This window comes from Micromonospora sp. NBRC 110037 (assembly GCF_001652995.1).
GTDB lineage: Bacteria > Actinomycetota > Actinomycetes > Mycobacteriales > Micromonosporaceae > Micromonospora > Micromonospora chalcea.
This window is the reverse complement of sequence record NZ_BBVA01000008.1, coordinates 298,523-321,548: the sequence shown is the minus strand read 5'-3', so window position 1 is coordinate 321,548 and position 23,026 is coordinate 298,523. Positions and strand designations below refer to the sequence as shown.

General features: G+C 72.8%; 25 protein-coding genes. 21 read left to right on the top strand and 4 right to left on the bottom strand.

The window, feature by feature from the left end; genetic code table 11:
- The first annotated feature begins 181 nt into the window (after window positions 1–181).
- Together A4R25_RS23695 and A4R25_RS23690 are read left to right on the top strand one after the other, a co-directional pair.
- Window positions 182–532 (top strand): hypothetical protein, encoded by a 351-nt coding sequence (locus A4R25_RS23695; protein ID WP_051611565.1) that lies wholly within the window; start codon window positions 182–184, stop codon window positions 530–532.
- Window positions 532–2,172, top strand: coding sequence for a cation acetate symporter (locus A4R25_RS23690; protein ID WP_064448095.1), 1,641 nt, complete (start codon window positions 532–534; stop codon window positions 2,170–2,172). The genes A4R25_RS23695 and A4R25_RS23690 overlap by 1 nt, the downstream gene beginning before the upstream one ends.
- Before the next feature lie 46 nt (window positions 2,173–2,218).
- On the opposite strand, the gene A4R25_RS31905 is transcribed toward A4R25_RS23690, so the two are convergent.
- Complete coding sequence (locus A4R25_RS31905) at window positions 2,219–3,076, bottom strand: hypothetical protein (RefSeq protein WP_064448094.1); 858 nt, start codon at window positions 3,074–3,076, stop codon at window positions 2,219–2,221.
- On the bottom strand, window positions 3,069–3,569 hold the full coding sequence (locus A4R25_RS23680) for a SigE family RNA polymerase sigma factor (RefSeq protein WP_043327745.1): 501 nt from the start codon (window positions 3,567–3,569) through the stop codon (window positions 3,069–3,071). Before A4R25_RS23680 ends, A4R25_RS31905 begins: the two co-directional genes overlap by 8 nt.
- Window positions 3,570–3,720: 151 nt before the next feature.
- Between A4R25_RS23680 and A4R25_RS23675 the strand changes: the two genes are divergently transcribed.
- The 3 genes from A4R25_RS23675 to A4R25_RS23665 are packed head-to-tail and all read left to right on the top strand — an operon-like array spanning window position 3,721 to window position 6,649.
- Window positions 3,721–4,485, top strand: coding sequence for an ABC transporter ATP-binding protein (locus A4R25_RS23675; RefSeq protein WP_043327744.1), 765 nt, complete (start codon window positions 3,721–3,723; stop codon window positions 4,483–4,485).
- Window positions 4,470–6,158: a hypothetical protein gene (locus A4R25_RS23670; RefSeq protein WP_064448093.1), complete on the top strand. Its 1,689-nt coding sequence runs from the start codon at window positions 4,470–4,472 to the stop codon at window positions 6,156–6,158. Before A4R25_RS23675 ends, A4R25_RS23670 begins: the two co-directional genes overlap by 16 nt.
- Entirely contained in the window at window positions 6,158–6,649 is a 492-nt protein-coding gene (locus A4R25_RS23665) for an SRPBCC family protein (RefSeq protein ID WP_043327742.1), read from the top strand. The genes A4R25_RS23670 and A4R25_RS23665 overlap by 1 nt, the downstream gene beginning before the upstream one ends.
- Window positions 6,650–6,655: 6 nt before the next feature.
- On the opposite strand, the gene A4R25_RS23660 is transcribed toward A4R25_RS23665, so the two are convergent.
- Complete coding sequence (locus A4R25_RS23660) at window positions 6,656–6,913, bottom strand: hypothetical protein (RefSeq protein WP_043327741.1); 258 nt, start codon at window positions 6,911–6,913, stop codon at window positions 6,656–6,658.
- On the opposite strand from A4R25_RS23660, the gene A4R25_RS23655 reads away from it, so the two are divergent.
- The 12 genes from A4R25_RS23655 to A4R25_RS23600 all read left to right on the top strand — a co-directional run bounded on the left by A4R25_RS23655 (window position 6,903) and on the right by A4R25_RS23600 (window position 18,710).
- Window positions 6,903–7,499, top strand: coding sequence for a flavin reductase family protein (locus tag A4R25_RS23655; RefSeq protein ID WP_373888014.1), 597 nt, complete (start codon window positions 6,903–6,905; stop codon window positions 7,497–7,499). The genes A4R25_RS23660 and A4R25_RS23655 overlap by 11 nt on opposite strands.
- A 174-nt stretch (window positions 7,500–7,673) precedes the next feature.
- On the top strand, window positions 7,674–8,042 hold the full coding sequence (locus tag A4R25_RS23650) for a DUF485 domain-containing protein (RefSeq protein WP_030499418.1): 369 nt from the start codon (window positions 7,674–7,676) through the stop codon (window positions 8,040–8,042).
- Window positions 8,020–9,693, top strand: coding sequence for a cation acetate symporter (locus tag A4R25_RS23645; protein ID WP_043327738.1), 1,674 nt, complete (start codon window positions 8,020–8,022; stop codon window positions 9,691–9,693). Before A4R25_RS23650 ends, A4R25_RS23645 begins: the two co-directional genes overlap by 23 nt.
- Window positions 9,694–9,759: 66 nt before the next feature.
- The gene (locus A4R25_RS23640; protein ID WP_064448091.1) at window positions 9,760–10,737 is read left to right on the top strand and encodes an NAD-dependent epimerase/dehydratase family protein; all 978 of its coding nucleotides are present in this window, start codon (window positions 9,760–9,762) and stop codon (window positions 10,735–10,737) included.
- Between the two features lie 73 nt (window positions 10,738–10,810).
- The gene (locus tag A4R25_RS23635) at window positions 10,811–12,058 is read left to right on the top strand and encodes an LCP family protein (RefSeq protein WP_064448090.1); all 1,248 of its coding nucleotides are present in this window, start codon (window positions 10,811–10,813) and stop codon (window positions 12,056–12,058) included.
- Window positions 12,059–12,261: 203 nt separating this feature from the next.
- Window positions 12,262–13,476, top strand: a complete 1,215-nt coding sequence (locus A4R25_RS23630) for an LCP family protein (RefSeq protein WP_064448089.1) — start codon at window positions 12,262–12,264, stop codon at window positions 13,474–13,476.
- A 197-nt stretch (window positions 13,477–13,673) separates the two neighbouring features.
- Window positions 13,674–14,591: an LCP family protein gene (locus tag A4R25_RS23625; RefSeq protein WP_231915613.1), complete on the top strand. Its 918-nt coding sequence runs from the start codon at window positions 13,674–13,676 to the stop codon at window positions 14,589–14,591.
- Window positions 14,592–14,619: 28 nt separating this feature from the next.
- Window positions 14,620–14,955, top strand: a complete 336-nt coding sequence (locus A4R25_RS23620; RefSeq protein ID WP_030499424.1) for a rhodanese-like domain-containing protein — start codon at window positions 14,620–14,622, stop codon at window positions 14,953–14,955.
- A gap of 7 nt (window positions 14,956–14,962) precedes the next feature.
- Window positions 14,963–15,754 (top strand): glycerophosphodiester phosphodiesterase family protein, encoded by a 792-nt coding sequence (locus A4R25_RS23615; RefSeq protein ID WP_043327734.1) that lies wholly within the window; start codon window positions 14,963–14,965, stop codon window positions 15,752–15,754.
- 76 nt (window positions 15,755–15,830) lie between these two features.
- Complete coding sequence (locus A4R25_RS23610) at window positions 15,831–17,285, top strand: ATP-binding protein (protein WP_043327733.1); 1,455 nt, start codon at window positions 15,831–15,833, stop codon at window positions 17,283–17,285.
- A gap of 63 nt (window positions 17,286–17,348) precedes the next feature.
- Entirely contained in the window at window positions 17,349–17,765 is a 417-nt protein-coding gene (locus tag A4R25_RS23605) for an ATP-binding protein (RefSeq protein WP_176722903.1), read from the top strand.
- 60 nt (window positions 17,766–17,825) lie between these two features.
- Window positions 17,826–18,710: a DUF5926 family protein gene (locus A4R25_RS23600; protein WP_064448086.1), complete on the top strand. Its 885-nt coding sequence runs from the start codon at window positions 17,826–17,828 to the stop codon at window positions 18,708–18,710.
- Window positions 18,711–18,719: 9 nt separating this feature from the next.
- On the opposite strand, the gene A4R25_RS23595 is transcribed toward A4R25_RS23600, so the two are convergent.
- Window positions 18,720–19,934 (bottom strand): arginine deiminase, encoded by a 1,215-nt coding sequence (locus A4R25_RS23595; RefSeq protein WP_064448085.1) that lies wholly within the window; start codon window positions 19,932–19,934, stop codon window positions 18,720–18,722.
- A 162-nt stretch (window positions 19,935–20,096) separates the two neighbouring features.
- On the opposite strand from A4R25_RS23595, the gene A4R25_RS23590 reads away from it, so the two are divergent.
- From A4R25_RS23590 to pheA, 4 genes are all read left to right on the top strand, one after another.
- On the top strand, window positions 20,097–20,834 hold the full coding sequence (locus A4R25_RS23590) for a hypothetical protein (protein WP_043330823.1): 738 nt from the start codon (window positions 20,097–20,099) through the stop codon (window positions 20,832–20,834).
- Window positions 20,835–20,978: 144 nt separating this feature from the next.
- Window positions 20,979–21,431 carry a hypothetical protein gene (locus tag A4R25_RS23585; protein WP_030499431.1) on the top strand — a complete coding sequence of 151 codons (453 nt, stop codon included), beginning with the start codon at window positions 20,979–20,981 and terminating at the stop codon, window positions 21,429–21,431.
- A 73-nt stretch (window positions 21,432–21,504) separates the two neighbouring features.
- Entirely contained in the window at window positions 21,505–22,044 is a 540-nt protein-coding gene (locus A4R25_RS23580) for a hypothetical protein (protein WP_064448084.1), read from the top strand.
- A 10-nt stretch (window positions 22,045–22,054) separates the two neighbouring features.
- Entirely contained in the window at window positions 22,055–23,011 is a 957-nt protein-coding gene (gene pheA, locus A4R25_RS23575; RefSeq protein ID WP_043327728.1) for a prephenate dehydratase, read from the top strand.
- Window positions 23,012–23,026 lie beyond the last annotated feature (15 nt).

Genomic DNA, 23,026 nt, shown 5'->3' with positions numbered 1-23,026 from the left:
GCGCGGTCTTGACAATTCGGCTCAGCGGGCGAGACTGCCGGGGGTGACCGGAGCCGAGGAACAGCATCCACCGGGGCGGCCCGTCGAGACCGCCCCGGTGCCCGGCCCGCGCGCGTCGCCGGCGCCCGCCCCCCGGCAGCCGGAGAGCCCGCAGCCGGCCGCCACCCCGCAGCGGACCCGGATCGTGCTGGCCGAGGTCTCCCGGGCCGGCAGCCCGGCCGACCGCACCCGCTCCGAACTGGCCCAGCAGACCCCTGTGGGCGAGACGCTGGTGCAGGGACTGATGCGGGCCCAGCTCTCGCTCGCGTTGCGGCTCAGCCTGCTGGTGATGATCGGGCTCGGCGGCCTGCCGTGGCTGTTCGCCATCGCGCCCTCGGTCGGCCGGGTCACGGTGCTCGGGGTCAACCTGCCGTGGCTGCTGCTCGGCGTCGTGTCCTTCCCGTTCCTGATCGTGGTCGGCTGGGCGTACGTGCGGCTGGCCGAACGCAACGAGCAGGACTTCGTCGACCTGATCCGACGGCCGGAACGCTGATGTCCAACGGGTACGTGGTCCCGGCGATCGTCGCCGTCACGCTGGTCACCGTCGGCATCGGTTTCTACGGGCTGCGGCTGGCCCGCACCACGTCGGACTTCCTGGTCGCCTCCCGGGCGGTCAGCCCGACCTGGAACGCCGCCGCGATCGGCGGGGAGTACCTGTCGGCCGCGAGCTTCCTCGGCGTCGCCGGGCTGATCCTCAAGTACGGCGTGGACGTGCTCTGGTACCCGGTCGGCTTCGCCGCCGGATACCTCGCGCTGCTGCTGTTCGTGGCCGCGCCGCTGCGCCGCTCCGGCGCGTTCACGCTGCCCGACTTCTGCGAGGTACGGCTCGGCTCCCGGCGGCTGCGGACGCTCGCCACCGTCTTCGTGATCTTCATCGGCTGGCTCTACCTGGTGCCGCAGTTGCAGGGCGCCGGGCTGACCCTGGCCACGCTCACCGGCTCGCCGTACCCGCTCGGCGCGCTGCTGGTCGCCGTGGTGGTGACCGCGAACGTGGCGCTGGGCGGCATGCGGGCGATCACCTTCGTGCAGGCGTTCCAGTACTGGCTGAAGCTCACCGCGCTCGCCGTACCCGCGATCTTCCTGGCGTTGCAGTGGCAGGCCGACGCCCGCCCGGCGGTGACCCCGCCCGACGGGCCGACGTTCCGGACCGCGACCACCGTCGTGGTCGAGCACCGCGCGACGCTCACGCTGCCCGACGGCGACATCCGGGAGGTACGCCCCGGCGACCGCCTCGAATTCGCCGCCGGTGACCCGGTGCCGGAGGTGTCCGGCGCGGCGACCGGCCCCGCCGAGTGGCTGCTGCCGGACACGGCAGGGGAGAACGACAGAGGGCTGTTCGCCACGTACTCGCTGATCCTGGCCACGTTCCTCGGCACCATGGGCCTGCCGCACGTGCTGGTCCGCTTCTACACCAACCCCGACGGCGCCGCCGCCCGCCGCACCACGCTCGTGGTGCTGGCGCTCGTCGGCGTCTTCTACCTGCTGCCCACCGTCTACGGCGTGCTGGGCCGCATCTACACGCCACAACTACTTGTCAGCGGCCAGACCGACGCGGTGGTGGTGCTGCTGCCCGGGGCGGCGCTCGGCGACGGCACCACCGGCCGGCTGCTCGCCGCGCTGGTCGCGGCCGGCGCGTTCGCGGCGTTCCTGTCCACCTCGTCCGGCCTGCTCACCAGCGTCGCCGGGGTGATCTCCACGGATGTGCTGGGCCGCGGCTCGGTACGCGGCTTCCGGCTCGCCACGGTGATCGCCGGCGGAGTGCCGGCGTTGCTCTCGCTGAACGTCTCCGGGCTGGACGTCTCGCAGGTGGTGGGGCTGGCGTTCGCGGTGGCCGCGTCCAGCTTCTGCCCGCTGCTGGTGCTCGGCATCTGGTGGCGCGGCCTGACCGACCTGGGCGCCGCCGCCGGGGTGCTGGTCGGCGGCGGCGCGGCGGTCGGCGCGGTCCTGCTCACCGTGCTCGGCCCGCCGCTGACTGGATGGCCGGCGACGCTCACCACACAGCCGGCCGCGTGGACGGTGCCGCTGGCGTTCACGGTGATGGTGCTCGTCTCCATGGCCAGCCGACGGCGTCTCCCGCGTGACGTCGGCGCCACCATGCTCCGCCTGCACACCCCGGAGTCGCTGCGCCTGTGAGGCGGGGCCGCGCTCGCCTCGGCCCCGCCTCACCTCCGCGCACCCGTCAGCAGGTGTCCGTGCCGGCACACAGCCGGTTCGCCACCGACCGGGCGGTACGGCGGGCCTCGGTGGGCGTGGTCTGGGAGTCGAGGCGGAGCTGCGCCACCAGATCGCCCTGCCGGACGACGAGCCAGCGACCGGGCCGCCCTCCGACGTCGCTGCCCACCAGCACGCCGTCGTCACCGCCGAGCGACTCCGCCATGATCGACAGCGAGTCGCCCGGCTGCTCCATCTCGCAGCCCGTGACCAGCTTGCGGAGATTCTTCATCACCGTGGTGGCGGACGTGCCCGAGTGCCGGGTCACCCGCTGGACGATCCAGTCGGTGGGCGAGTTGAACGCCACCGACCGGGTGGCCACCTCCCCGTCGGACAGCGTCGGCGACTCGTTCACGCAGAAGGAGGACATGAACTCCAGGGACCAGTCACCGCCCACCTTTCCCGTCTGCATCGTGAAGCCCGTCGGCAGGTCGGCGAGCTGAAGCGTCGCCGCCGCCGGAATCGTCCGGCTCGGCGTACGGCTGGTCGGCCCGCCGCCGATGCTGGCGGCCGGCTCTCCCGCGGTGCGACTCGGCGTCGGCGCCCCGCTCGCCGACGGCTCGGCCGACGGCGTGGTGCTCGGCGTGGGCGCCGGCGTCGGCGTGATCGGTTCGACTGTCGCCGGGGGCACCGGTGGCGGTGCGGCGTCCGGACGGGCCAGCACCACACCGGTCGCCACGACCGCGACGGCGACCGCGGCGGCCAGGCCGGCGGCGAGCTGGGTACGCCGGGCCCGTTGCCGCCCTCGGCGGCGCACCTGCTCGGTGGGCGCCCAGATCAGGTCCTCGGTGTCCTGGTAGAGGTCGGAGAAGATCGGGTCAGGCATTGCGGACCTCCTCCGGGAAGTTCACGTCGAGCAGGGCGGCGAGAGCCTTGCGGCCCCGGGCCAGGCGGGCCTTGACGGTGCCGCTCGGCACGCCGATCTGCGCCGCGATCTCCGCGACCGACAGGTCGGCCAGGTGGTAGAGGACGATCGCCTGCCGCTGGTCCGCCGACAACTGCCGCAACGCGCTGACCAGCGCGACAGTGTTCTCGGAGGGTGGCCGGACCGGAGGTGGTGGTCCGTGCCGCCGGTAGGCGACCACGCTGTTGCGGACCTTGCGCCACCGGTTGACCAGCAGGCGGTGCCCGACGGTGCGCACCCACGCCTCCGGGTCGTCGTACGTGCCGACCTGGGACCAGCGCTGCCAGGCCCGCGCGTACGCCTCCTGGGCGGCGTCCTGCGCCTCGCTCCGGTCGCCGCCGAGCGCGTACAGCACTGTCACCACGCGTTGTCTGCTGTTCCGGTAGAACTCCTCGAACCCACTGTCCGGATCCATCTCTCTCCCCGCTGCCGTTCGTACGCCTGACACCCCCCGCCGTGGTGGGCGGTTGCACGCCGTCGGCGATCCGACTCGTACCTCTCAGGGATGAGGCGAGATCATCCTGCCGTCCGAGCAGCCGTTGGGCGGGGACCGATACGGTCGGACCATGACCGACCAGCACCCCGCGCTCTCCCTTCGTGGCCTGGCCAAGCGCTTCGACACCAAGATCGCGGTGGCGGGCGTCGACCTCGCCGTGCCGACCGGCTCGTTCTACGGCCTGCTCGGACCGAACGGGGCCGGCAAGACCACCACGCTCTCCATGGCCGTCGGCCTGCTGCGGCCCGACGCCGGTGAGGCGCGGGTGCTCGGGTACGACGTCTGGGCCGACCCGGTACGCGCCAAGAGCCTGCTCGGCGTGATGCCGGACGGCGTACGCCTCTTCGACCGGCTGAGCGGGGCGGAGCTGCTCGCGTACCACGGTCTGTTGCGCGGCATGGACCCGGCGGTGGTCGACCAGCGGGCGGCGGAGCTGCTCGACGTGCTGGCGCTCTCCGACGCCGGGCGCACGCTCGTCGTCGACTACTCGGCCGGCATGAAGAAGAAGATCGGCCTGGCCTGCGCGTTGCTGCACGGCCCGCGCCTGCTGGTGCTGGACGAGCCGTTCGAGGCGGTCGACCCGGTCTCGGCCGCGCTGATCCGGGACATCCTGCACCGGTACGTCAGCGGCGGCGGCACGGTGATCTTCTCCAGTCACGTGATGGAGGTGGTCGAGCGGCTCTGCTCGCACGTGGCGATCCTGGCCGAGGGCCGGATCAAGCGGGTCGGCACGCTCACCGAGGTGCGCGGCGACCGGTCGCTGGAGGACGTGTTCGTGGAGGTCGTGGGCGGCCGGACCGCCACCGGGGAGGAGCTGTCGTGGCTGTCCCGGTGACCGCCCCCGAGCGGCCGGCCCGGCGCGTGTCGTCCCGGCACTTCGTCCGGCTCAAGCTGCGGGTGCTCGGCAACAACTTCCGGGGCCAGAAGTGGCGGATCGCGCTGTTCGTGCTGGGCCTGCTGCTCGGGCTCTGGTTCGCCGCCGTCGGGTTCTTCCTGCTCGCCACGCCGGGCCTGGCCGACGAGCCCCGGTACGCCCTGATGGTGGCCGCCTTCGGCGGTGGTCTGCTCACGCTCGGCTGGCTGCTCCTGCCGCTCGTCTTCTTCGGCGTGGACGAGACGCTCGACCCGGCCCGGTTCGCGCTGCTGCCGTTGTCCCGCCGCACCCTGGTCACCGGCCTGCTCGCCGCCGCCCTGGTGAGCGTGCCCGCGCTGGCGACGGCGCTCACCGCGGCCGGTCTGGTGGTCACCGCCGGGCTGCTGGGCGGCTGGTCAGCCGCGGTGGTCGGCGCGCTCGGCGTGGTCGCCGGGCTGCTGGTCTGCCTGGCCGGGGCCCGCGCGCTGACCAGCGCGTTCGCCACGATGCTGCGGTCCCGCCGGGTACGCGACCTGGCGGCGGTGCTGCTCGCCGTCCTGGCCGCCCTGCTCGGGCCGTTGCAGTTGCTGGTGCTCGCCGCGGTGCAGCAGACCGACTGGGACCGGCTGGACGGGGTGGCCCGGGTGGTCGGCTGGACGCCGTTCGGCGCGCCGTGGACGGTCGGCGTCGACGTGGCCGAGGGCCGGGCCGGCGCGGCGGTCGCGAAGCTGCTGATCGCGGTCGCGACGCTCGGCGTACTCCTGTTCTGGTGGTCGCGGTCGCTGGAGTCGGCGATGGTGGGCGCGGCGAGCGCCGGCCCTTCGCGCGCGCCGCGCGGCGTGGCCGGCGGCGCGGTCACGCAGTTGTTCCCCCGCGCGGTGGGCTGGGCGCGGCGGGACCGGTTCGGGGCGCTCGTCGCCCGCGAGTGCCGCTACTGGTGGCGGGACGCGCGGCGGCGGGCCAACCTCATCACGGTCGCCGTGGTCGGTGTGTTCGTACCGGTGATGGTCAATCTCGGCGGCGTCTCGTTCTCCACCGAGGGCGGGGCGGAGTTCGGTGGCGGCGACTCCTCACCGGCGCTGGTCAGCCTTTCCATGATCTTCGTCGGGGTGCTCGCGTCGCTGACGCTGGCCAACCAGTTCGGCTTCGACGGCAGCTCGTACGCCGCGAACCTGGTCGCCGGGGTGCCCGGGCGGGTCGAGCTGCGGGCCCGGATGACCGCGTTCTCGATCTACGTGGTGCCGATGCTCGTCGTGATCGCGGTCGCGCTGGCGCTCTTCCTGGGGCGTCCCGCATGGCTCGGCGTGATGGGTGGCGCGCTGGCCGCCGCGTACGGCTGCGGGCTGGCGATCAACGGGTTCGTGTCGGTGCTCGGCGCCTACTCGCTGCCCGAGTCGAGCAACCCGTTCGCCATGAACAGCGGCGCGGGGTTCACCAAGGGCCTGCTCACGCTGGTTTCCATGGTCGCCTCCGCGGTGGTGGCGGTGCCGTTCGTGGTGGCCGCCGCGCTGCTCGGCGACGTGTGGCTGTGGCTGGCGCTGCCGATCGGACTGGCGTACGGGGTGGGCGCGGCGCTGCTCGGCGCGTACCTCGCGGGGGACACACTGGACCGTCGGCAGCCGGAGCTGCTGGCCACCGTCACGCCGAGGCGCTGATGCCGGTCGTCGAGGCGGTCACCACGGTCCCGATCCCGCCGGAGCTGGCGTTCGCGGTCTCCCAGACGGTCGCGCCGGTCCGCTACCGCTGGGATCCGTTCGTCCGTGAGCAGCACTTCGTCGACGGCGCGACGGCGCCCGGCCGGGGCGTGCGCACGTACACCCGCTCCCGGCACGGCCTGGTCATGGTCAGCGAGTACGTCTCCTGGTCACCGCCGACGAACGTCGGCATGAAGATGGTGCGCGGGCCGTGGTTCTTCGAGCGGTTCGGCGGCGGCTGGCGCTTCGCGCCCGGCCCCGAGGCCGGCACCACGATCGCGACCTGGCGGTACAACTTCCGCTGCCGCCCGGCGTTCCTGCGCCCGGTGGCCGAGCGGATCGGGGTGTGGCTGCTCGGGCGCGACATCCGCCGCCGGATCGCCGGGTACGCGGCCGGATGCGCGGACCCGGAGGTGCTGGCCGCCGCCCGCCGCCTGCTCGCCGACGGCTGATCCCGGTTACGCGGTGCGGCGCATCGCCGCGTAGACGTGGTGGCCGTCGCCGACGCTCGTCATGGTGACCAGCTCCCAGCCGTAGTTGGACAGGTGCTCGACCGCTTCCATCAGCGGCTGGAACGCCCGGCGGCCCCAGGTGTTGTTCGCCCGGACCAGCAGGTGCCGGTGTGGATAGGCACGCAGGTCGACCTGGCCGCCGAGGACGGCGTCGGCGGCGACGACCCGTTCCTGGGCGAGTTGCTGCGGGGGGATGAGACTCATGCCCGGCAGGGTATGGCGTTGCGTCGAACCCCGCCCGGCAGCGGGCGGCACAATGTTTCACGTGAATCCAGAGCCGGGCGCGCAGATCCATTCCACCGACCCGTTCGCGGCGCCGGCCGGGCAACGCTCGCCGGTACGGCGGCTGCGCGGCCGACTGGCGGCCCCGGTGACGCTCTGGACCGCGCCCGGCCCGGCCGGGCTGACCGTCTCGTCCACGCTGGTCGCCGAGGGCGAGCCGGACCGGCTACTCGGCCTGGTCGACGCGGAGTCGGACCTGTGGGCGGCCATCGAGGAGGCGGGGCGGTTCGCGGTGGCCCCGCTGGGCCCGCAGCACCGGCAGCTCGCCGACCGCTTCGCCGGCCTGTTCCCGTCGCCCGGCGGCCTGTTCGCGCTGGACGCCTGGACCGAGACGCCGTACGGGCCGGTGCCGGCGGACGCCGGCGGGTGGGCGGGGTGCCGGCTCGACACCGCCCGGGAGTACGGCTGGGGCCTGCTGGTCGAGGCCACCATCGAATCGGTGGACCTGTCCCGGGACACCCTCCCCCTGCTGCACTACCGCGGCCGCTACCGCGAGCTGACCGACTGACCCACCCGGCGGTCGGGGTGACCGGTTAGCGGAGTGACGTGGGTCACTCGGCGCAGCCGGGGCGCCGTTCGGCGCAGCCGTTCGCCGCCGGGCGGCGGAGCCTTCCCGGGCGGGGAGCGCGCTCTCTACCGTGCGCGAAACTCCCCCCACGCCTGCGAAGGTGGTGATCCACAGATGTCCACGGACACACCCGCGTCCGCGCCCGCCGAGTCGGCGGCGGAACGGTACCTCGCCGTCCAGCGGTCCGACGAGTTCGCCGGGTTGCGGCGCGCGCTGCGCGGCTTCATCTTCCCGATGACCGTCGCGTTCTTCCTGTGGTACGCGCTCTACGTCATCCTCTCCGCGTACGCGCGGGGATTCATGGGCACGAAGCTGATCGGCAACATCAACGTCGCCCTGGTCTTCGGCCTGCTCCAGTTCGTCTCCACGTTCGTCATCGCCTGGCTCTACTCCCGGTTCGCCAACCGCCGGATCGACCCGGTCGCCGACCGGATCCGCGACGAGATCGGGGAGGTGACCCATGAACACGGTCCTCGCGGCTGAGGCGGGCAGTACCACCGCCCGGAACCTCACCATCACGCTGTTCCTGGTCTTCGTGGCGATCACGCTGGCGATCACCGTATGGGCCAGCCGGCAGACCAAGACCGCCACCGACTTCTACGCCGGCGGCCGGTCGTTCTCCGGTTTCCAGAACGGCATGGCGATCGGCGGCGACTACATGTCGGCGGCGTCCTTCCTGGGCATCGCCGGCATCATCGCGCTCTACGGCTACGACGGCTTCCTCTACTCGATCGGCTTCCTGGTCGCCTGGCTGGTGGCGTTGCTGCTGGTGGCGGAACTGCTGCGCAACTCCGGCCGGTACACGATGGCGGACGTGCTGGCGTTCCGGATGCGGCAGCGGCCGGTCCGGACCGCGGCGGCGGTCTCCACCATCACCGTGTCGATCTTCTACCTGCTGGCCCAGATGGTCGGCGCCGGCGCGCTCGTCGCGCTGCTGCTCGGCATCAAGCCGGGCACCACCTTCCTCGGCATGGACGCCGACACCGCCAAGGTCGCCACGATCATCATGGTCGGCGCCCTGATGATCATCTACGTGACGGTCGGCGGCATGAAGGGCACCACGTACGTGCAGATCGTCAAGGCGTTCCTGCTCATGGGCGGCGCGCTGGTGATGACGCTGCTGGTGCTCGCCAAGTACAAGTTCAACCTGTCCTCGCTGCTCGGCGACGCGGCCAGCGCCTCGGGCAAGGGAGCGGCGTTCCTCGAACCCGGGCTGCGCTACGGCGTGGAGACACCCGGCGACGCGCTGAAGACGTTCTACAGCAAGATGGACCTGCTCTCGCTGGGCATCGCGCTGGTCCTCGGCACGGCTGGCCTGCCGCACATCCTGATCCGCTTCTACACCGTGCCGACCGCGCGGGCGGCCCGCAAGAGCGTGCTCTGGGCGATCGGCATCATCGGTGCGTTCTACCTGCTCACCCTGGCCCTCGGCTTCGGCGCGGCGGCGATCGTCGGCGGGCAGGCGATCACCGAGCAGGACAAGGCCGGCAACACGGCCGCGCCACAGCTGGCCGAGGCGCTCGGCGTGGACTTCCTCGGCGGGAACCTGGGCGGGGCGACACTGCTGGCGATCATCGCGGCGGTCGCGTTCGCCACGATCCTCGCCGTGGTCGCCGGGTTGACGTTGGCGTCGTCGTCCAGCCTGGCGCACGACTTCTACGCCAACGTGGTGAAGAAGGGTGAGGCGTCGGAGCGGCAGGAGGTGAACGTCGCCCGGATCTCCGCGCTGGTGATCGGCGCGGTCTCGATCGTCCTGTCCATCTTCGCGCAGAACCTGAACGTGGCGTTCCTGGTCGCGCTGGCGTTCGCGGTGGCCGCCTCGGGCAACCTGCCGGCGATCCTCTACAGCCTGTTCTGGAAGCGGTTCAACACCTCGGGCGCGGTCTGGGCGATCTACGGCGGCCTGCTCTCCGCCGTGCTGCTCGTCTTCTTCTCGCCGGTCGTCTCCGGCGCGCCGACGGCGATGTTCCCCGACCACGACTGGCACTGGTTCCCGCTGTCGAACCCGGGCATCATCTCGATCCCGTTCGGCTTCCTGTGCGGCTGGCTCGGCACGATCCTGTCCAAGGAGAGCGACGAGGAGAAGTACGCGGAGCTGGAGGTGCGCTCGCTCACCGGAGCCGGCGCGCACTGATCGGCACGTCGAGCGGGGCCCCTGCCGTACGCGGGGGCCCCGCCTCGCGTGTATAGGCTGACCGCCATGAAGGTCGCTCCCCGCTTCGGTAGCGGACACCGCATCCTGGTCACCGGCGGCGCCGGTTTCGTCCCGTCCCACCTGGTCGACCGGCTCGTCGAGCGCGGCTGCACGGTAGTGGTGCTGGACAACTTCGTCACCGGGTCCAAGGAGAACGTGGCCCACCTGCTGGACAAGCCGACCTTCACGCTGGTCGAGGCGGACATCTCCGACGGCCTGCCGCACCACCCGGCGATGACCGAGCGGTTCGACGCGATCCTGCACATGGCGTCCCCGGCCAGTCCCACCGACTTCGAGAAGCTGCCGGTGGAGATCCTCCGGGTGGGCTCGGTGGCCACGCTGGCGCTGCTGGAGCGGGCCACCGACGACGGCGCGCGGTTCCTGATGGCCTCCACCTCCGAGGCGTACGGCGACCCGAAGGAGCACCCGCAGCGGGAGACGTACTGGGGCAACGTCAACCCGATCGGCATCCGGAGCGTCTACGACGAGGCGAAGCGCTTCTCCGAGGCCGCCACCATGGCCTACCACCGCAGCCGGGGCACCGACACCGCGATCGTGCGGATCTTCAACACGTACGGCCCGCGGATGCGCCCGGACGACGGCCGGGCCATCCCGACGTTCATCTCCCAGGCGCTGCGCGGCGAGCCGATCACCGTGCACGGCACCGGCAACCAGACCCGCTCGATCTGCTACGTCGAGGACCTGGTGCGCGGCATCCTGCTGCTGCTCGACTCGACGCAGACCGGTCCGATCAACTGCGGCACCGAGCACGAGATGTCGATGCGGCAACTGGCCGAGACGATCGTGTCACTCACCGGAAGCACGTCCGAGGTGAGCTACATCACTCGCGCCTCCGATGACCCGGAGATGCGCCGACCGGACCTGACCCTCGCCCGCGAACTGCTCGGATATGAGCCGAGCGTCACTCCCGAAGACGGACTCCGGCGCACGATCGAGTACTTCCGCGGGCGGCTCGGGTACTGAACCGCCCGGGACGCGGCTGACATCGGCGCGCGTACGAGGGCGTCGGTGGCCCGGCCGACCTACCCTCGGTTACATGTCAGCGACCTCGTCTGCCGGCGCTCCCTTCCCGCACCCCCTGAACCGGGACGCGGGCCGCGCTTCGGTTCCCGGCTCCGGCCGGGGCGCCACCGGGCGCGCCCGCACCTCGGATGCCCGCTGGTATCCCCCGCACGACGAGGCGCCCCGCTCGGGGCGTACCGGCGGTCCGGTGGGGCCGACCGGACCCGGCGGCCCGGGCGACGGCGGTCCGGGCGGCCCGGGCCGGCGCGGCCCGCGACCGCGCTGGGGACGCATCGGCCTGGTGGCCGGCGTCGCGGTGCTGGTGCTGGCGCTGCTCGGCGGCCTCGGCGCCTGGTTCTACGCCCGCAACCTCGACGACGACCTGGCCCGCACGGACCCGTTCGCCGGGATCACCGGCGGGCGCCCGGCCAAGCAGGTCGACGGCGCGTTCAACATCCTGCTCGTGGGCAGCGACTCGCGGGATCCGGACGCTCCGGTCGACGGCTCCGGCAAGTGGCGCGCGGACACCCTGATCGTCATGCACATCCCGGCCGACCACAAGCGCGCCTACCTGGTCTCGGTGCCGCGTGACCTGTACGTGCCGATCCCGGAGAGCGCGGGCGCGTCCTGCGACTCCGGCTCCCGCAACAAGATCAACGCGGCGTTCGCGTTCGGCGGCCTGCCGCTCGCGGTGAAGACCGTGGAGTGCTTCACCGACGTACGGATCGACCACGTGATGGCCATCGACTTCGGCGGCTTCAAGGAGGTCACCGACGCCCTGGGCGGGGTCGACCTGAAGGTGGAGCGGACCATCACGTCGATCCACAAGCCGTACCGGACGTTCACCAAGGGCGTGAACCACATGAACGGCGCCGAGGCGCTGGACTGGGTCCGGCAGCGCAAGCAGTTCCCGGACGGCGACTTCGCCCGGATGCGGCACCAGCAGGAGTTCCTGAAGGCGCTGATGGACAAGGCGGCGAGCACCGGGACGCTCACGAACCCGAAGAAGCTGAACGACTTCCTCAAGGCGGTGACCGCCGCCGTCACGGTCGACCAGGGATTCTCGTTGACCGACATGGCAGTGCAGTTCCGCAGCCTGCGGGGCGAGAACCTGACGTTCGTCACCAGCCCGCACCTGGGTGGCCAGACCATCGACGGCCAGTCGGTGGTGGTCTCCGACCGGGAGAAGGCGCTGGCGATGTACAAGGCGATCGCCGCGGACCGGATGGCCGAGTGGATGCAGGCCAACCAGAAGGGTTCGGGCGACAACGCGGGCGGCTGACGCCGGCACGGCATGACCGGGAACGAGCGCTAGGGCCTCGCCACCACGGAGGCCAACCGCCGACCGGCTCCTTACCCCTGCCCGTTCGGCCACAACCCGAAGATGTGGGCCGGTATTGATGGGAATTGCCGCCCTACGAGGTCGCGAGAACGGGAACAGATACGTAAAGTGGTCCCGCCCCCGATCACCGAGCTGGAGCACGCATGTCGGTCCAGACCAGCCGTCGCCCGCAGTCACCGGCACCCGGATCATCCGGGCGGGTCCCTCCGGTCATCCCCACACAGCCCGGTTCCGGCGGTCGCGGTCCCGGCGGTGGCAAGAAGAAGCGCACCAAGCGCAAGGACCCGCTCTGGGCGAAGCTCACGCTGGTGCTCGGCGCGGTGCTGATGGTGACCAGCGGTGTCGCGATCGTCGGCAGCAAGGCGGTCATCGGTCAGGCCACCGACAACATCGCCCAGCGCAACCTGCTCGGCGGGGCGGGCAAGAGCGAGGCCGAGGGCGGCAACAGCCTCGAGGGCCCGATCGACATGCTGCTGCTCGGCGTGGATGCCCGCGAGCGCTGGGCCGCCGACGACGTCCGGTCGGACACGATCATCATCCTGCACATCCCGGCCAGCCACGACCAGGCGTACCTGATCTCGATCCCCCGGGACACCGAGGCGCGTATCCCCGCGTTCGAGAAGAGCGGCTACAAGGGCGGCACCGACAAGATCAATGCGGCCTTCTTCCACGGCGCCCAGAACGGCGGCGGCTGGGAGGGCGGCGCCCAGCTGATGGCCAAGACGATCAAGTCGATGACCGGGATCGGCTTCGACGGCGCCGCGATCATCAACTTCGGCGGCTTCAAGAGCGTGATCGACGCGCTCGGCTCGGTACGCATCTGTGTGAGCCACGAGGTCAAGTCGCACCACATGTCGTACGTCGACGGCAAGCCGATGTGGAACGCGGACGCGAAGAAGACCGGTAAGTCGTACAAGGCAGTGGTGCACAAGAAGGGCTGCCGGGAGATGCAGGGCTGGGAGGCGCTCGACTACTCCCGCCAGCGCTACGGCCTGCCGAACAGCGACTACGACCGGCAGCAGAACCAGCAGCAGCTGATCAAGGCGATGGCCAAGAAGGCCACCGAGGGCGGCATGCTGACCAACCCGATCAAGCTGAACTCGCTGATGAAGGCGGCCGGCAAGGCGTTCGTCCTGGACACCGGCGGCGTGCCGATCGCGGACTTCATCTTCACGCTCAAGAACCTCAACGGGAACGACCTGGTCACCCTGCGGACCAACGGCGGCACGTTCGCCGGCAACAGCAACGGCCGGGAGACGTTCAACGAGACGACCATGGACATGTTCCAGGCGGTCAAGAACGACAAGCTGGCCGACTTCGTGGTGAGCAACCCGGACGTCCTCTCCACCCGTAAATGACCTGCTGACCTGCGCGAAAGCGCCATCGGTCGGCCGATCCCCCCGTAGCCTGACGTGAGCGGGTCTCATGTCGCGGCTACGGGGGGATCGTCACGTCCAGGCCAGCACGGAACCGACGCGGGCGGGGCGCACCCGCCCGCTGGGCCCGGTTCCTGCTCGGCACCGGACTCGTCCTGGTCCTGCTCGCCACGCTCGGCGTGGCCGGGCTGAACTGGCTCACCCACCGCTACGACCGCACCGTCGCCAAGGAGCAACTGCTCGACCCGGCCGCCCGGAACAAGCGGACAGACCTGGACGGCGCGCTCAACTACCTCCTGATCGGCTCCGACCACCGGCCCGGCGCGAACCCCGAGGACCAGCGCTCCGACAGCATCCTGATCGTGCACGTGCCGGCCGGCATGCGGCAGGCGTACCTGATCTCCGTGCCGCGCGACCTGCTGGTGGCGCTCCCGGCGGCGCCCGGCTTCCCCGGCGGCCAGGACAAGGTCAACGCCGCGTACGAGCACGGCGGCGGGGGCGAGGGCGGCGCCCGGCTGCTCAGCACCACGCTGACCCGGCTCACCGGCATCCGCTTCGACGGCGCCGCGCTCGTCGACTTCTCCGGTTTCAAACAGGTGATCGACGAACTCGGCGGCATCCGGATGTGCGTGGACACGCCGGTGCGCTCGATCCACACGAAGCACCAGTTCGACGCCGGCTGCCAGCAGATGGACGGCGTCCGGACGCTCGACTACGTCCGCCAGCGCTACGACCTGCCCGGCGGCGACTACGACAGGCAGCGCCACCAGCAGCAGATGCTCCGGGCGGTGCTCGACCGGGCGGGCGAGACCCACCTGCGCACCGATCCGGTGAAGCTCGACCGGGTGCTGCGCGCGGCCGGCGGAGCGCTGACCGTGGACACCAACGGCGTACCCCTGGACGAGCTGCTGTTCGCGTTGCGCGGGCTACCGGCGGACGCCCTGCGCGGCGTCCAGGTGCCCTCGTACCCGCAGACCATCGACGGCGTCTCGTACGTGGTGCTGGACAACGGCGGCGGCGGTCTGTTCACCGCGCTGCGCGACACCCGGATGCCGCAGTGGGCCGGCGCGAATCCGCGCTGGGTCAACCGGCTGTGAGCGGTCCGGGCGGCTAGGCTTGGTGACCGTGTTCGGAGCCTCACTACCAAGCGTCCCCGCGTCGGCCGTGCCCGACGACGTCTACCTGCTCGACGTCCGCGAGGACGACGAGTGGGCCGCCGGCCACGCGCCGGCCGCCCGTCACCTGCCGATGACCGAGCTGCCCGCCCGGCTGGCCGAGATCCCGCAGGACCGCGACGTGGCGGTGATCTGCCGCTCCGGCGGCCGCTCCGCCCAGGTCGTCGGCTATCTGCTGCGTAACGGCTGGGACCAGGTGCGCAACGTCGAGGGCGGGATGGGCGACTGGGCCGCCGCCGGCCGACCGGTGGTCACCGACGACGGGCAGCCGGGCCGGGTCGCCTGAGGCGGTCATGACCGTCCCCCTGGTCTTCGCCCACCGCGGCGCCTCGTACGACCTGCCGGAGCACACGCTCGCGGCCTACCTCCGTGCCATCGAGGAGGGCGCGGACGGGCTGGAGTGCGACGTCCGGCTGACCCGTGACGGGCACCTGGTCTGCGTGCACGACCGCCGGCTGGACCGCACCAGCAACGGGCACGGGCTGGTCAGCGCGCGTACGCTCGCCGAACTGGACGCGCTCGACTTCGGCTCCTGGCACCGGGCCGCGACGCTCGCCGAGGACGACGAGCCGCTGGACGAGTCGCACACCCGGCTGCTCACGCTGGAGCGGCTGCTCGACGCGGTGCTCGACGCCGGGCGGCCGGTCCGGCTGCTGATCGAGACCAAGCACCCCTCGCGTTACCGGGGCGAGGTCGAGCGCCGCCTGGTCACGCTGCTGCGCCGGTACGGGCTGGACGAGCCCCGCCCGGGCCACCGGGTCCAGGTGACTGTGATGTCGTTCTCGCCGCTGGCCGTACGCCGGATGCGGGAACTCGCCCCGGCGCTGCCCACGGTGCTGCTGCTGGAGGTGCTGCCGCGGCTGCTGCCGCTGGGCCGGCTGCCGTTCGGCGCCCGGATCGCCGGTCCCGGCGTGGACCTGGTCCGGGCCCGCCCGCGCCTGGTTCCCTCGCTGCGCGCGGCCGGCCACTCGGTGTACGTGTGGACCGTCAATGAGCCGGAGGATCTGGAACTCGTGCTGGAAGCCGGCGTGGACGGGGTGATCACGGACCGGCCGGCCCGTGCGCTGGCCCGGTTGGGCCGGTGAGTCCGGTCGATCGGTATCGGCCACGGTCGACCGGCCGGGGGTGTCCGGGAGGGCTGCCGCGCGGCACACTCGGGACATGCCGGAGCGAACCGACTACCCCGCCCTCATCGCCGGCCACACGACTGTGATCAACATGATCAACGCGGGCGAGTCCGGTCCCGCAGTGCTCAACCGCCTGCTCCACGAGGTCGGACCGGCGGTGGGCGCGGCCGGTCTGGTCTTCGTGGAGTTCACCCCGGCCGGCGGACGGGTGATCGCGGCGACCGGCCGCGCCGAGTTCGTGCTCGGCCGACCGCTGCCCGCCACCGACCCGGCCACCGTCTGCCTGCTCGCCGGGCCGCCGGTGCGGGAGGTCCGGGTCGACGCGATCCCGGGCGCGCTCGCCGACGAGGTGGCCGGCCGGGGGCTCAGCCGGATGATCGTGGCGCGTGCCGAGATCGGCGGTCTCACCGTCGGCAGCCTGCACGCGCTCTACCCGCTGGGCGAGCCGCCGGATGCCGCGCAACGCGCCGTGATCGGCTACGTGGCCGCGTGCGTCGCGCACATGTACGGCGACCAGACCGGCCTGCCGGTGCACGGGGACGGCCCGGTGGTGGCGGCGCTCGCCGACGGGCTGGCCGTGGTGGACCGCGACGGGCGGATCCGGCTCTGGAACCCGGCGGCGGTCCAGGTGACCGGCCGTCCGGCGGAGGAGGCGCTGAGCCGCCCGCTGCCGTTCCCGCTGCCGCCGCCGGGCCAGGTGCTCGACCACCGGATGCCGGACGGGCGCTGGCTGCGGATCACCTCCGGCGAGCTGCCCGGCCCGAACGCGCTGCGCGTGGTCACCTTCCGCGACGTCACCGACCAGCAGCGGCGCGACCACGACCGCGATCTCTTCGTGGCGGTGACCAGCCACGAGCTGCGGACCCCGGTCACCGTGATCAAGGGGTACGCGGACACCCTCACCGACCACTGGGACTCGCTGAGCGACGACGACCGCCGGCAGGCCGCGCGGATCATCGGCCAGCGCGCGAACGAGCTGGCCCGCCTGGTCGACAGGCTGCTGACCGCCGCCACCGAGAACCGTCCCGGCGGGGAACCGGCCGCGCCGTTCGACCTGGTCGACGCGCTGCGCGCGGCGGCGACGGACCTGCCGGCCGACATCCGGCACCGGGTCGTGCTCGACCTGCCGGCCGACCTGCCCAAGGCGCTCGGCGACCGGCACAGCCTCGCCACAGTGCTCACCGAGCTGGGCACGAACGCCGGGAAGTACTCACTGCCGGACACCCCGATCGAGGTCACCGCCGAGGCGAACGAGCGGACCGTCTCGTTCCGGGTGGCCGACCGGGGCATCGGCATCCGCCCGGAACACGTGGAGCGGGCCTTCGACCGGTTCTGGCAGGGCGAGTCCGGTGACCGCCGGCGGTATCCGGGCGCGGGACTCGGTCTCTATCTCGTCCGCCAGATCGTTGAACAGCAGAATGGATGGGTATCCCTCCGGCCCAGAGCCGGTGGCGGTACGGTCGCAGAGGTGCGGCTGCCGCGGGGTTGACCCGGCGCTCGCAGACGGGGAAGGAACGACGTGTCGACTGGTCCGCCCGAACGGTCGTGGTGTGTGGTGGTGCCCCACGACCCGACCGGCGCGCGTCTGGCCCGGCACCGGCTCGCCGACGAGCTGACCGGCGTCGTACCCCCGATTCTGCTGGCCGACCTGGTCGCGGTCCTCGCCGAACTGGTCGGCAACGCGGTCCGGCACGCCGACGCGCTGCCCGGCGGCGTGGTCCGAGTGGCCTGGCGGCTGCGGGTCACCGAGGAGGGGCCGAGCATCCAGCTCCGGGTCACCGACGGTGGTTCCGGCGCCGGCCCGTGCATGCGGGCCGCCTCGCCGGACGCCGCCGACGGGCGCGGGCTGCACATCGTCGCCGGGCTCGCCAGCGGCTGGGGCGTGGAGCGCGACGGCCTGGGCCAGAGCGTCTGGGCACGGTTCGATCCGGCCCCGGCGCACCGGCCGGGCCTGGTCGCGGCCGGCTGAACGCACGGGCAGGCGGGTCCTGCCCCCACCCGCGCGGCCCGGCATCTAGGCTGTCTCGCCATGAGCAAGCGTCGGAAGAACCAGCGGGTCGGCGAGAGCACCCCCAAGCGGGAGAAGGTGCGCGACGTCTTCGTGCCCCGGCCGTTCGAGGGCCTGGTCGACGAGCCGGAGTGGATCGCCCTGCGCGAGCTGGTCCCGGCCGCGTCCGCGCCGCTGCGGCTCACCCCGGACCTGATCGAGGAGTACGGCGACCGCCCGGTCACGCTGGCCACCGTGCTGCCGATGGCCGCCCCGGCGATGACCAAGCCGGACGGGCGCGTCTTCGTCGGCCTGCAGCGGCACCAGCAGTCCGGCGACGTCTCCCGGGACCTGGCCGACGCGCTGATCTCCGCGCTGCGCACCGAGCCGGGCGGCCAGGTGAGCGTGCCGCCGCTGCCCGGGCCCGGCCCCCGCCTCCAGGACATCCTGGTGGACGGCCCGCTGGACATCACCATGCACGACGGGTTCGACTTCTGGCTCGACCCGGGCGCCGCCGACGACCCGAACGTGCAGGCGTCCCTGGAGCGGGCCAACTCGGCCATCTACCCGACCGTGAAGCTGGCCGCCGCGCGGGCCGCGTACTGGTGCCAGGTGCCGGAGAAGGCCCACGTGCGGATGGTCCTGCCGGAGGACGAGGACGCCGCGCTGGACGCGCTGTCCCGGCTCGGCGCGGCCGGCGCGCTGACGCTCGGCGACGACACGAAGTTCGCCGGCATGTTCCGGGCGCACGGGCGTCTCGCGCCGGTCTGGGACCTGCCGGAGGACACCCCGGCCGCCGAGTGGGAGGCGCCGCTGGCGGAGTTCGCCAAGCGTTACGCCGAGGCGGTCGCCGAGCAGGCGCCGCTGGACGCGGCCGGCCGCCGGTCGCGGCAGGGGCTGCTCGGCCGCCAGCTGACGCTGCGCTGACGTTCCGGGTCAGGCGGCCCCGCCCTTCTCCCGCACCAGCGGGCAGGACATGCAGCGCGGGCCGCCGCGCCCGGAGCCCAGCTCCGATCCGGCGATCGCGATCACCTCGATGCCGGCCCGTTCCAGTTGCGCGTTGGTCTCCACGTTGCGCTCGTACCCGACGCAGAGCCGGGGCGCGAGCGCGAGCGTGTTGTTGCCGTCGTCCCACTGCTCGCGTTCGGCGGTGACCGGGTCGAGGCCGGTGTCGATCACCCGGAGCTGATCGAGGTCCATCGCGTCGGCGGCGGCGCGCAGGAACGGCGCCGGGCCGTCGACCCGCAGGTCGTCGCCGTCCGCGCCGACGATCACCGTGTACGCGGACAGCTCGTTGGCGATGTTCGGGTACATCAGCACGGCGTCGGTGTCGACCATCGTGCAGACCGTGTCCAGGTGCATGGTGGCGCGCTCCTGCGCGATCGGGACCACCAGGATGGTGTGCGCCAGGCCGGCGGCGAACACCTGCCGGGCCAGCCGCTCCGCGCCGGCCGGGGTGGTGCGTTCGCCGACGCCGACGGCGAGCACCCCCGGGGCGAGCAGCAGCACGTCGCCGCCCTCCAGATGCTCCAGCCGCGGGTGGTAGACGAACTCGGTGCCGACGAACCGGGGGTGGTAGCGGTAGATCGCGTCGGTGAGCGTGGTCTCCCGCCGTCGCGCCGGCATGGCCAGGCTGGTGACACCGACCCGGTCCCCGATCCACACCGACGAGTCGCGGGTGAACAGCAGGTTGGGCAGCGGGTCGATGACGAAGTCGTGCCGGTCCATCAGGGTCCACACGAGACCGCCGGGTCGGTCGCCGCCGATTCGCAGCTCCTCGTGGGCGAGGCCGGCGATCAGCACGTCGGCCAGCCCGGCCGGGTCCAGGTACGCCAGGTGGTCGGCGACCCGGCGCCGCAGGGTGTGGCCGAGCCGGCGGGACCGCAGCACCTGCTCGGTCAACTCGGCCCGGGCGTCCGGCACGGCGAGCGTCTCGGCCAGAAGGTCGGCCAGGTAGAGCACCTCGACCCCGCGGGACCGCAGCGCCGCCGCGAACGCGTCGTGCTCCTCCTGCGCCCGTCCCACCCACGGGATGGCGTCGAACAGCAACGAGTCGTTGTTGCGTGGGGTGAGGCGGGCGAGTTCCGGTCCCGGGCGGTGCAGCAACACCGTCCCGAGCCGGGCGACTTCGCTGTCCACATAGTGGGTCACCCCCGCAGCCTAGGGCAGGCTTGCGCACCATTCGGAAAAGAAGCGTGGATGAATATGGCATTCATCCACACTCACTCCGGCGCCCCGGCTTGCCGAGCCCCCGGGGGCGCAACGTAGGGTAGTGGAGACATAACTTCGAGAGACCTTTTGCCGGAGGTCGCGATGACTGTCTTTCCCGCTCGTCGAGCCGTACCGAGCAGGGCACTGCCGCCCCGCACGGTGCCGCACACCCGGGTCGAGCCCACGTCGGTGCTCGAACCGGCCCGACCGACTCCACTGGAGTGGGCCCGGCGTCGCCGGGCGGAGCGGGGGGCCCGCCGGTTGGAAGCCGCCGGGGCCCGCGCCCTCGGCCAGCTCGACCACCTCGGGCCCGCCTGGCACGTCATCGAGTGGCCCCGGACGGACCCGGCCGACATGCTGCTCGACCGCGTCCGCGACGACCGGGCCGGGTTCCTGGCCATCGGCCCGAGCGGCCTGTTCGCGGTCACCATCGCCGACCACGGCCGCGCGCGCGTGCTCGTCGCCGGTGACGTCGTGCAGATCAACGGCAAGCGCCCGCCGTACGTGGCGGAGGCGCGCCGGGACGCCAAGCGGGCCAGCAAGGCCCTCTCCGACGCGGTCGGCCTGCCGATCCCGGTCACGCCGGTGCTGACGTTCGTCGGCTCCGGCGTGATCAGCGTCTACGGGCTGCCGAAGGACTGCCTCATGGCCACCCACCGGGAGCTGGACCGCCTGCTCGTGGCCGGCGGGAACCGGATCAGCCCGGCCACCGCCGAGAAGCTGTCCCGCGTGGCCCAGGCACCGTCGACGTGGTTCAACGGCACGTACCGTCCAACCGCCGACTACCGGTGGTACGACGAGGGCCGAACGGCCGCTGACAAGCGGGCCGCCCGCCGGTAACGTCTCCGGCGACGCCACGCGGCCCCCGGCTCCGCCCCCGACTGGTTCCGTCGGTCCGCGTCGTCGCCGGCCGCCCGGCAGCCGATGCTCCCGCCGCACCGACCGGCTAGCGTGGACAGACCGTCGGTGTACATAGGAGGCGCGGTGGCCCACGTCGAACTCTCACTCTCGGACGTGTTCGCGCCCCCGGCGGGCTCCACCGAGCAGGAGTCCGACAACTTCGGGCAGTGGTCCGGCATGGTCTCCCGAGCCGCCGAGCCGTGCCTGCTGATCGACGCCGGCACCACGGTCGTGGCGATCTCCTCGTCCGGCTGCGCGCTGCTCTGCCTGGGCGCGCCGGGGGACGTGATCGGCCTGCCGCTGCTGGAGGGCGGCCTGCGCCTGGTGGACTTCACGGCCAGCCCGAGCGAGCTGACCGAGCAGGAGACCGACAAGATCCCGCCGCTGCTCGCGCTGCACTCCGGGCGACTCGCCCGGGGTCTGCTCCGCGTGCAGGGGCCCAACTCCGACGCCGGCCGCACGGTCGACGCGATCTCCACCCCGGTGCTCACCGACGGCGTGGTGGCCGGCTCGCTCACCTTCCTCTCCGCGGTCTGACCGGCACGCTTCCACCCGGGCCCGGCCTCCTCCTACGATGGGCTCGGCCCCCGCCGTACGACGACATCCCTCGATGCCGAGGACGCCCACCGTGCTCCGCACCCCCCACCCCGGTCGCCGGCACCGCCCACTGGCGCTGCTGGCGGTGCTCGCCCTCGCCGCCTGCGGCGCGCCGCCCGAGCTGCGCACGCCGCCCGCCGTCGCCACGCCCGCGCCGGTCCCGTCGACGTCCGCCACGCCCACCCCGAGCGCCACGACGGTGGCACCTGTCACACCGTCCGCGCCCGTGCTCTCCCCGTCCACGCCGGTGACGGCGACGCCGTGCCGGGGCCGGCCGTCCGGCGACCGGATCGTCGCGCTGCTGCGCGGGTCCGCCGGAGTGCTGCCCCGCGACGTCCGGGTCACAGTGGCCACCGGTCCGCTCTGCGCCGAAGGGTGGCAGTACACCGTGCTGGCGGTCGCCGGACACGAGGAGCTGCAGGTCGTCACCCGGGGCGGCAGCGGCACGCCGACGCTGGTGACGGCCGGGACGGACGTGTGCGGCGTCGAGGTGCGGACCCTCGCGCCGCCCGGCATCCGTACCCTGGCCTGCGACGGCACGCCGGGTGCGTAGGCTGGTCGGCATGCCGGGAACACCGCCGACCCGCTTCGTCTACCTGGGCCCCGAGGGCACCTTCGCCGAACAGGCCCTGCGAACGGTGCCCGCCGCCGAACGCGGGGAGCGCACACCGGCGCGCAGCGTCGGCGAGGCGCTCGACGCGGTACGCGCCGGCGACGCGGATGCGGCCCTGGTGCCGCTGGAGAACTCCATCGGCGGCGCCGTCGGCGTGACGCTCGACGAGCTGGCCGAGGGCGACCCGTTGGTGATCACCCGCGAGGTCGTCCTGCCGGTGGAGTTCGTGCTCGCCGCCCGGCCCGGCACCACGCTCGCCGACGTGCGCGGCGTGGCCGCCCACCCGCAGGCGTCCACCCAGTGCCGGGGCTGGCTGCGCGAGCACCTGCCCGACGCCACAGTTGTCGACGTGCTCTCCAACGGCGCCGCGGCGGCCGGCGCGGCGAGCGGCGAGTACGACGCCGCCATCTGCGCCCCGATCGGCGCGACCCGGCACCGGCTGGCGGTCCTCGCCGACAAGATCGCCGACCACCCGGACGCGGTGACCCGCTTCGCGCTGGTGTCCCGCCCCGGGCCGCCTCCGCCGCCGACCGGTGACGATCTCACCTCGCTGGCCGTCTACATCGCGCACGACCGGGTGGGCGCGCTGCTGGCGGTGCTCATGGAACTGGCGGTGCGGGGCGTGAACATGACCCGCATCGAGTCCCGCCCCACCGGTGAGGCGCTCGGCCGGTACGTGTTCTTCCTGGACTGCGCCGGGCACGTCGCCGACGTACGCCTCGGCGAGGCGTTGCAGGGGCTGCGCCGGGTCTGCGCCGACGTGCGGTTCCTGGGGTCGTACCCCCGGCACCGCTGGAACGCGGCGGCGGGTGACCGGTCGGCGGCGGCGTCCACCGGGCCCTCCGACCTCGACTACGCCGACGCGGCGGCCTGGGTGGCCCGGCTGCGGTCCGGCGAGCTGAGCTGACCGGCCCGGGGCGAC

Bases quoted from the DNA above. Each gene is read 5' to 3' on its own strand.
- A4R25_RS23690 (WP_064448095.1), top strand. From the start codon at position 532: ATGTCCAACGGGTACGTGGTCCCGGCGATCGTCGCCGTCACGCTGGTC.
- A4R25_RS31905 (WP_064448094.1), bottom strand. From the start codon at position 3,076: ATGCCTGACCCGATCTTCTCCGACCTCTACCAGGACACCGAGGACCTG.
- A4R25_RS23680 (WP_043327745.1), bottom strand. From the start codon at position 3,569: ATGGATCCGGACAGTGGGTTCGAGGAGTTCTACCGGAACAGCAGACAA.
- A4R25_RS23675 (WP_043327744.1), top strand. From the start codon at position 3,721: ATGACCGACCAGCACCCCGCGCTCTCCCTTCGTGGCCTGGCCAAGCGC.
- A4R25_RS23665 (WP_043327742.1), top strand. From the start codon at position 6,158: ATGCCGGTCGTCGAGGCGGTCACCACGGTCCCGATCCCGCCGGAGCTG.
- A4R25_RS23655 (WP_373888014.1), top strand. From the start codon at position 6,903: ATGAGACTCATGCCCGGCAGGGTATGGCGTTGCGTCGAACCCCGCCCG.
- A4R25_RS23660 (WP_043327741.1), bottom strand. From the start codon at position 6,913: ATGAGTCTCATCCCCCCGCAGCAACTCGCCCAGGAACGGGTCGTCGCC.
- A4R25_RS23650 (WP_030499418.1), top strand. From the start codon at position 7,674: ATGTCCACGGACACACCCGCGTCCGCGCCCGCCGAGTCGGCGGCGGAA.
- A4R25_RS23645 (WP_043327738.1), top strand. From the start codon at position 8,020: ATGAACACGGTCCTCGCGGCTGAGGCGGGCAGTACCACCGCCCGGAAC.
- A4R25_RS23640 (WP_064448091.1), top strand. From the start codon at position 9,760: ATGAAGGTCGCTCCCCGCTTCGGTAGCGGACACCGCATCCTGGTCACC.
- A4R25_RS23635 (WP_064448090.1), top strand. From the start codon at position 10,811: ATGTCAGCGACCTCGTCTGCCGGCGCTCCCTTCCCGCACCCCCTGAAC.
- A4R25_RS23630 (WP_064448089.1), top strand. From the start codon at position 12,262: ATGTCGGTCCAGACCAGCCGTCGCCCGCAGTCACCGGCACCCGGATCA.
- A4R25_RS23615 (WP_043327734.1), top strand. From the start codon at position 14,963: ATGACCGTCCCCCTGGTCTTCGCCCACCGCGGCGCCTCGTACGACCTG.
- A4R25_RS23610 (WP_043327733.1), top strand. From the start codon at position 15,831: ATGCCGGAGCGAACCGACTACCCCGCCCTCATCGCCGGCCACACGACT.
- A4R25_RS23600 (WP_064448086.1), top strand. From the start codon at position 17,826: ATGAGCAAGCGTCGGAAGAACCAGCGGGTCGGCGAGAGCACCCCCAAG.
- A4R25_RS23590 (WP_043330823.1), top strand. From the start codon at position 20,097: ATGACTGTCTTTCCCGCTCGTCGAGCCGTACCGAGCAGGGCACTGCCG.
- A4R25_RS23580 (WP_064448084.1), top strand. From the start codon at position 21,505: ATGCCGAGGACGCCCACCGTGCTCCGCACCCCCCACCCCGGTCGCCGG.
- pheA (WP_043327728.1), top strand. From the start codon at position 22,055: ATGCCGGGAACACCGCCGACCCGCTTCGTCTACCTGGGCCCCGAGGGC.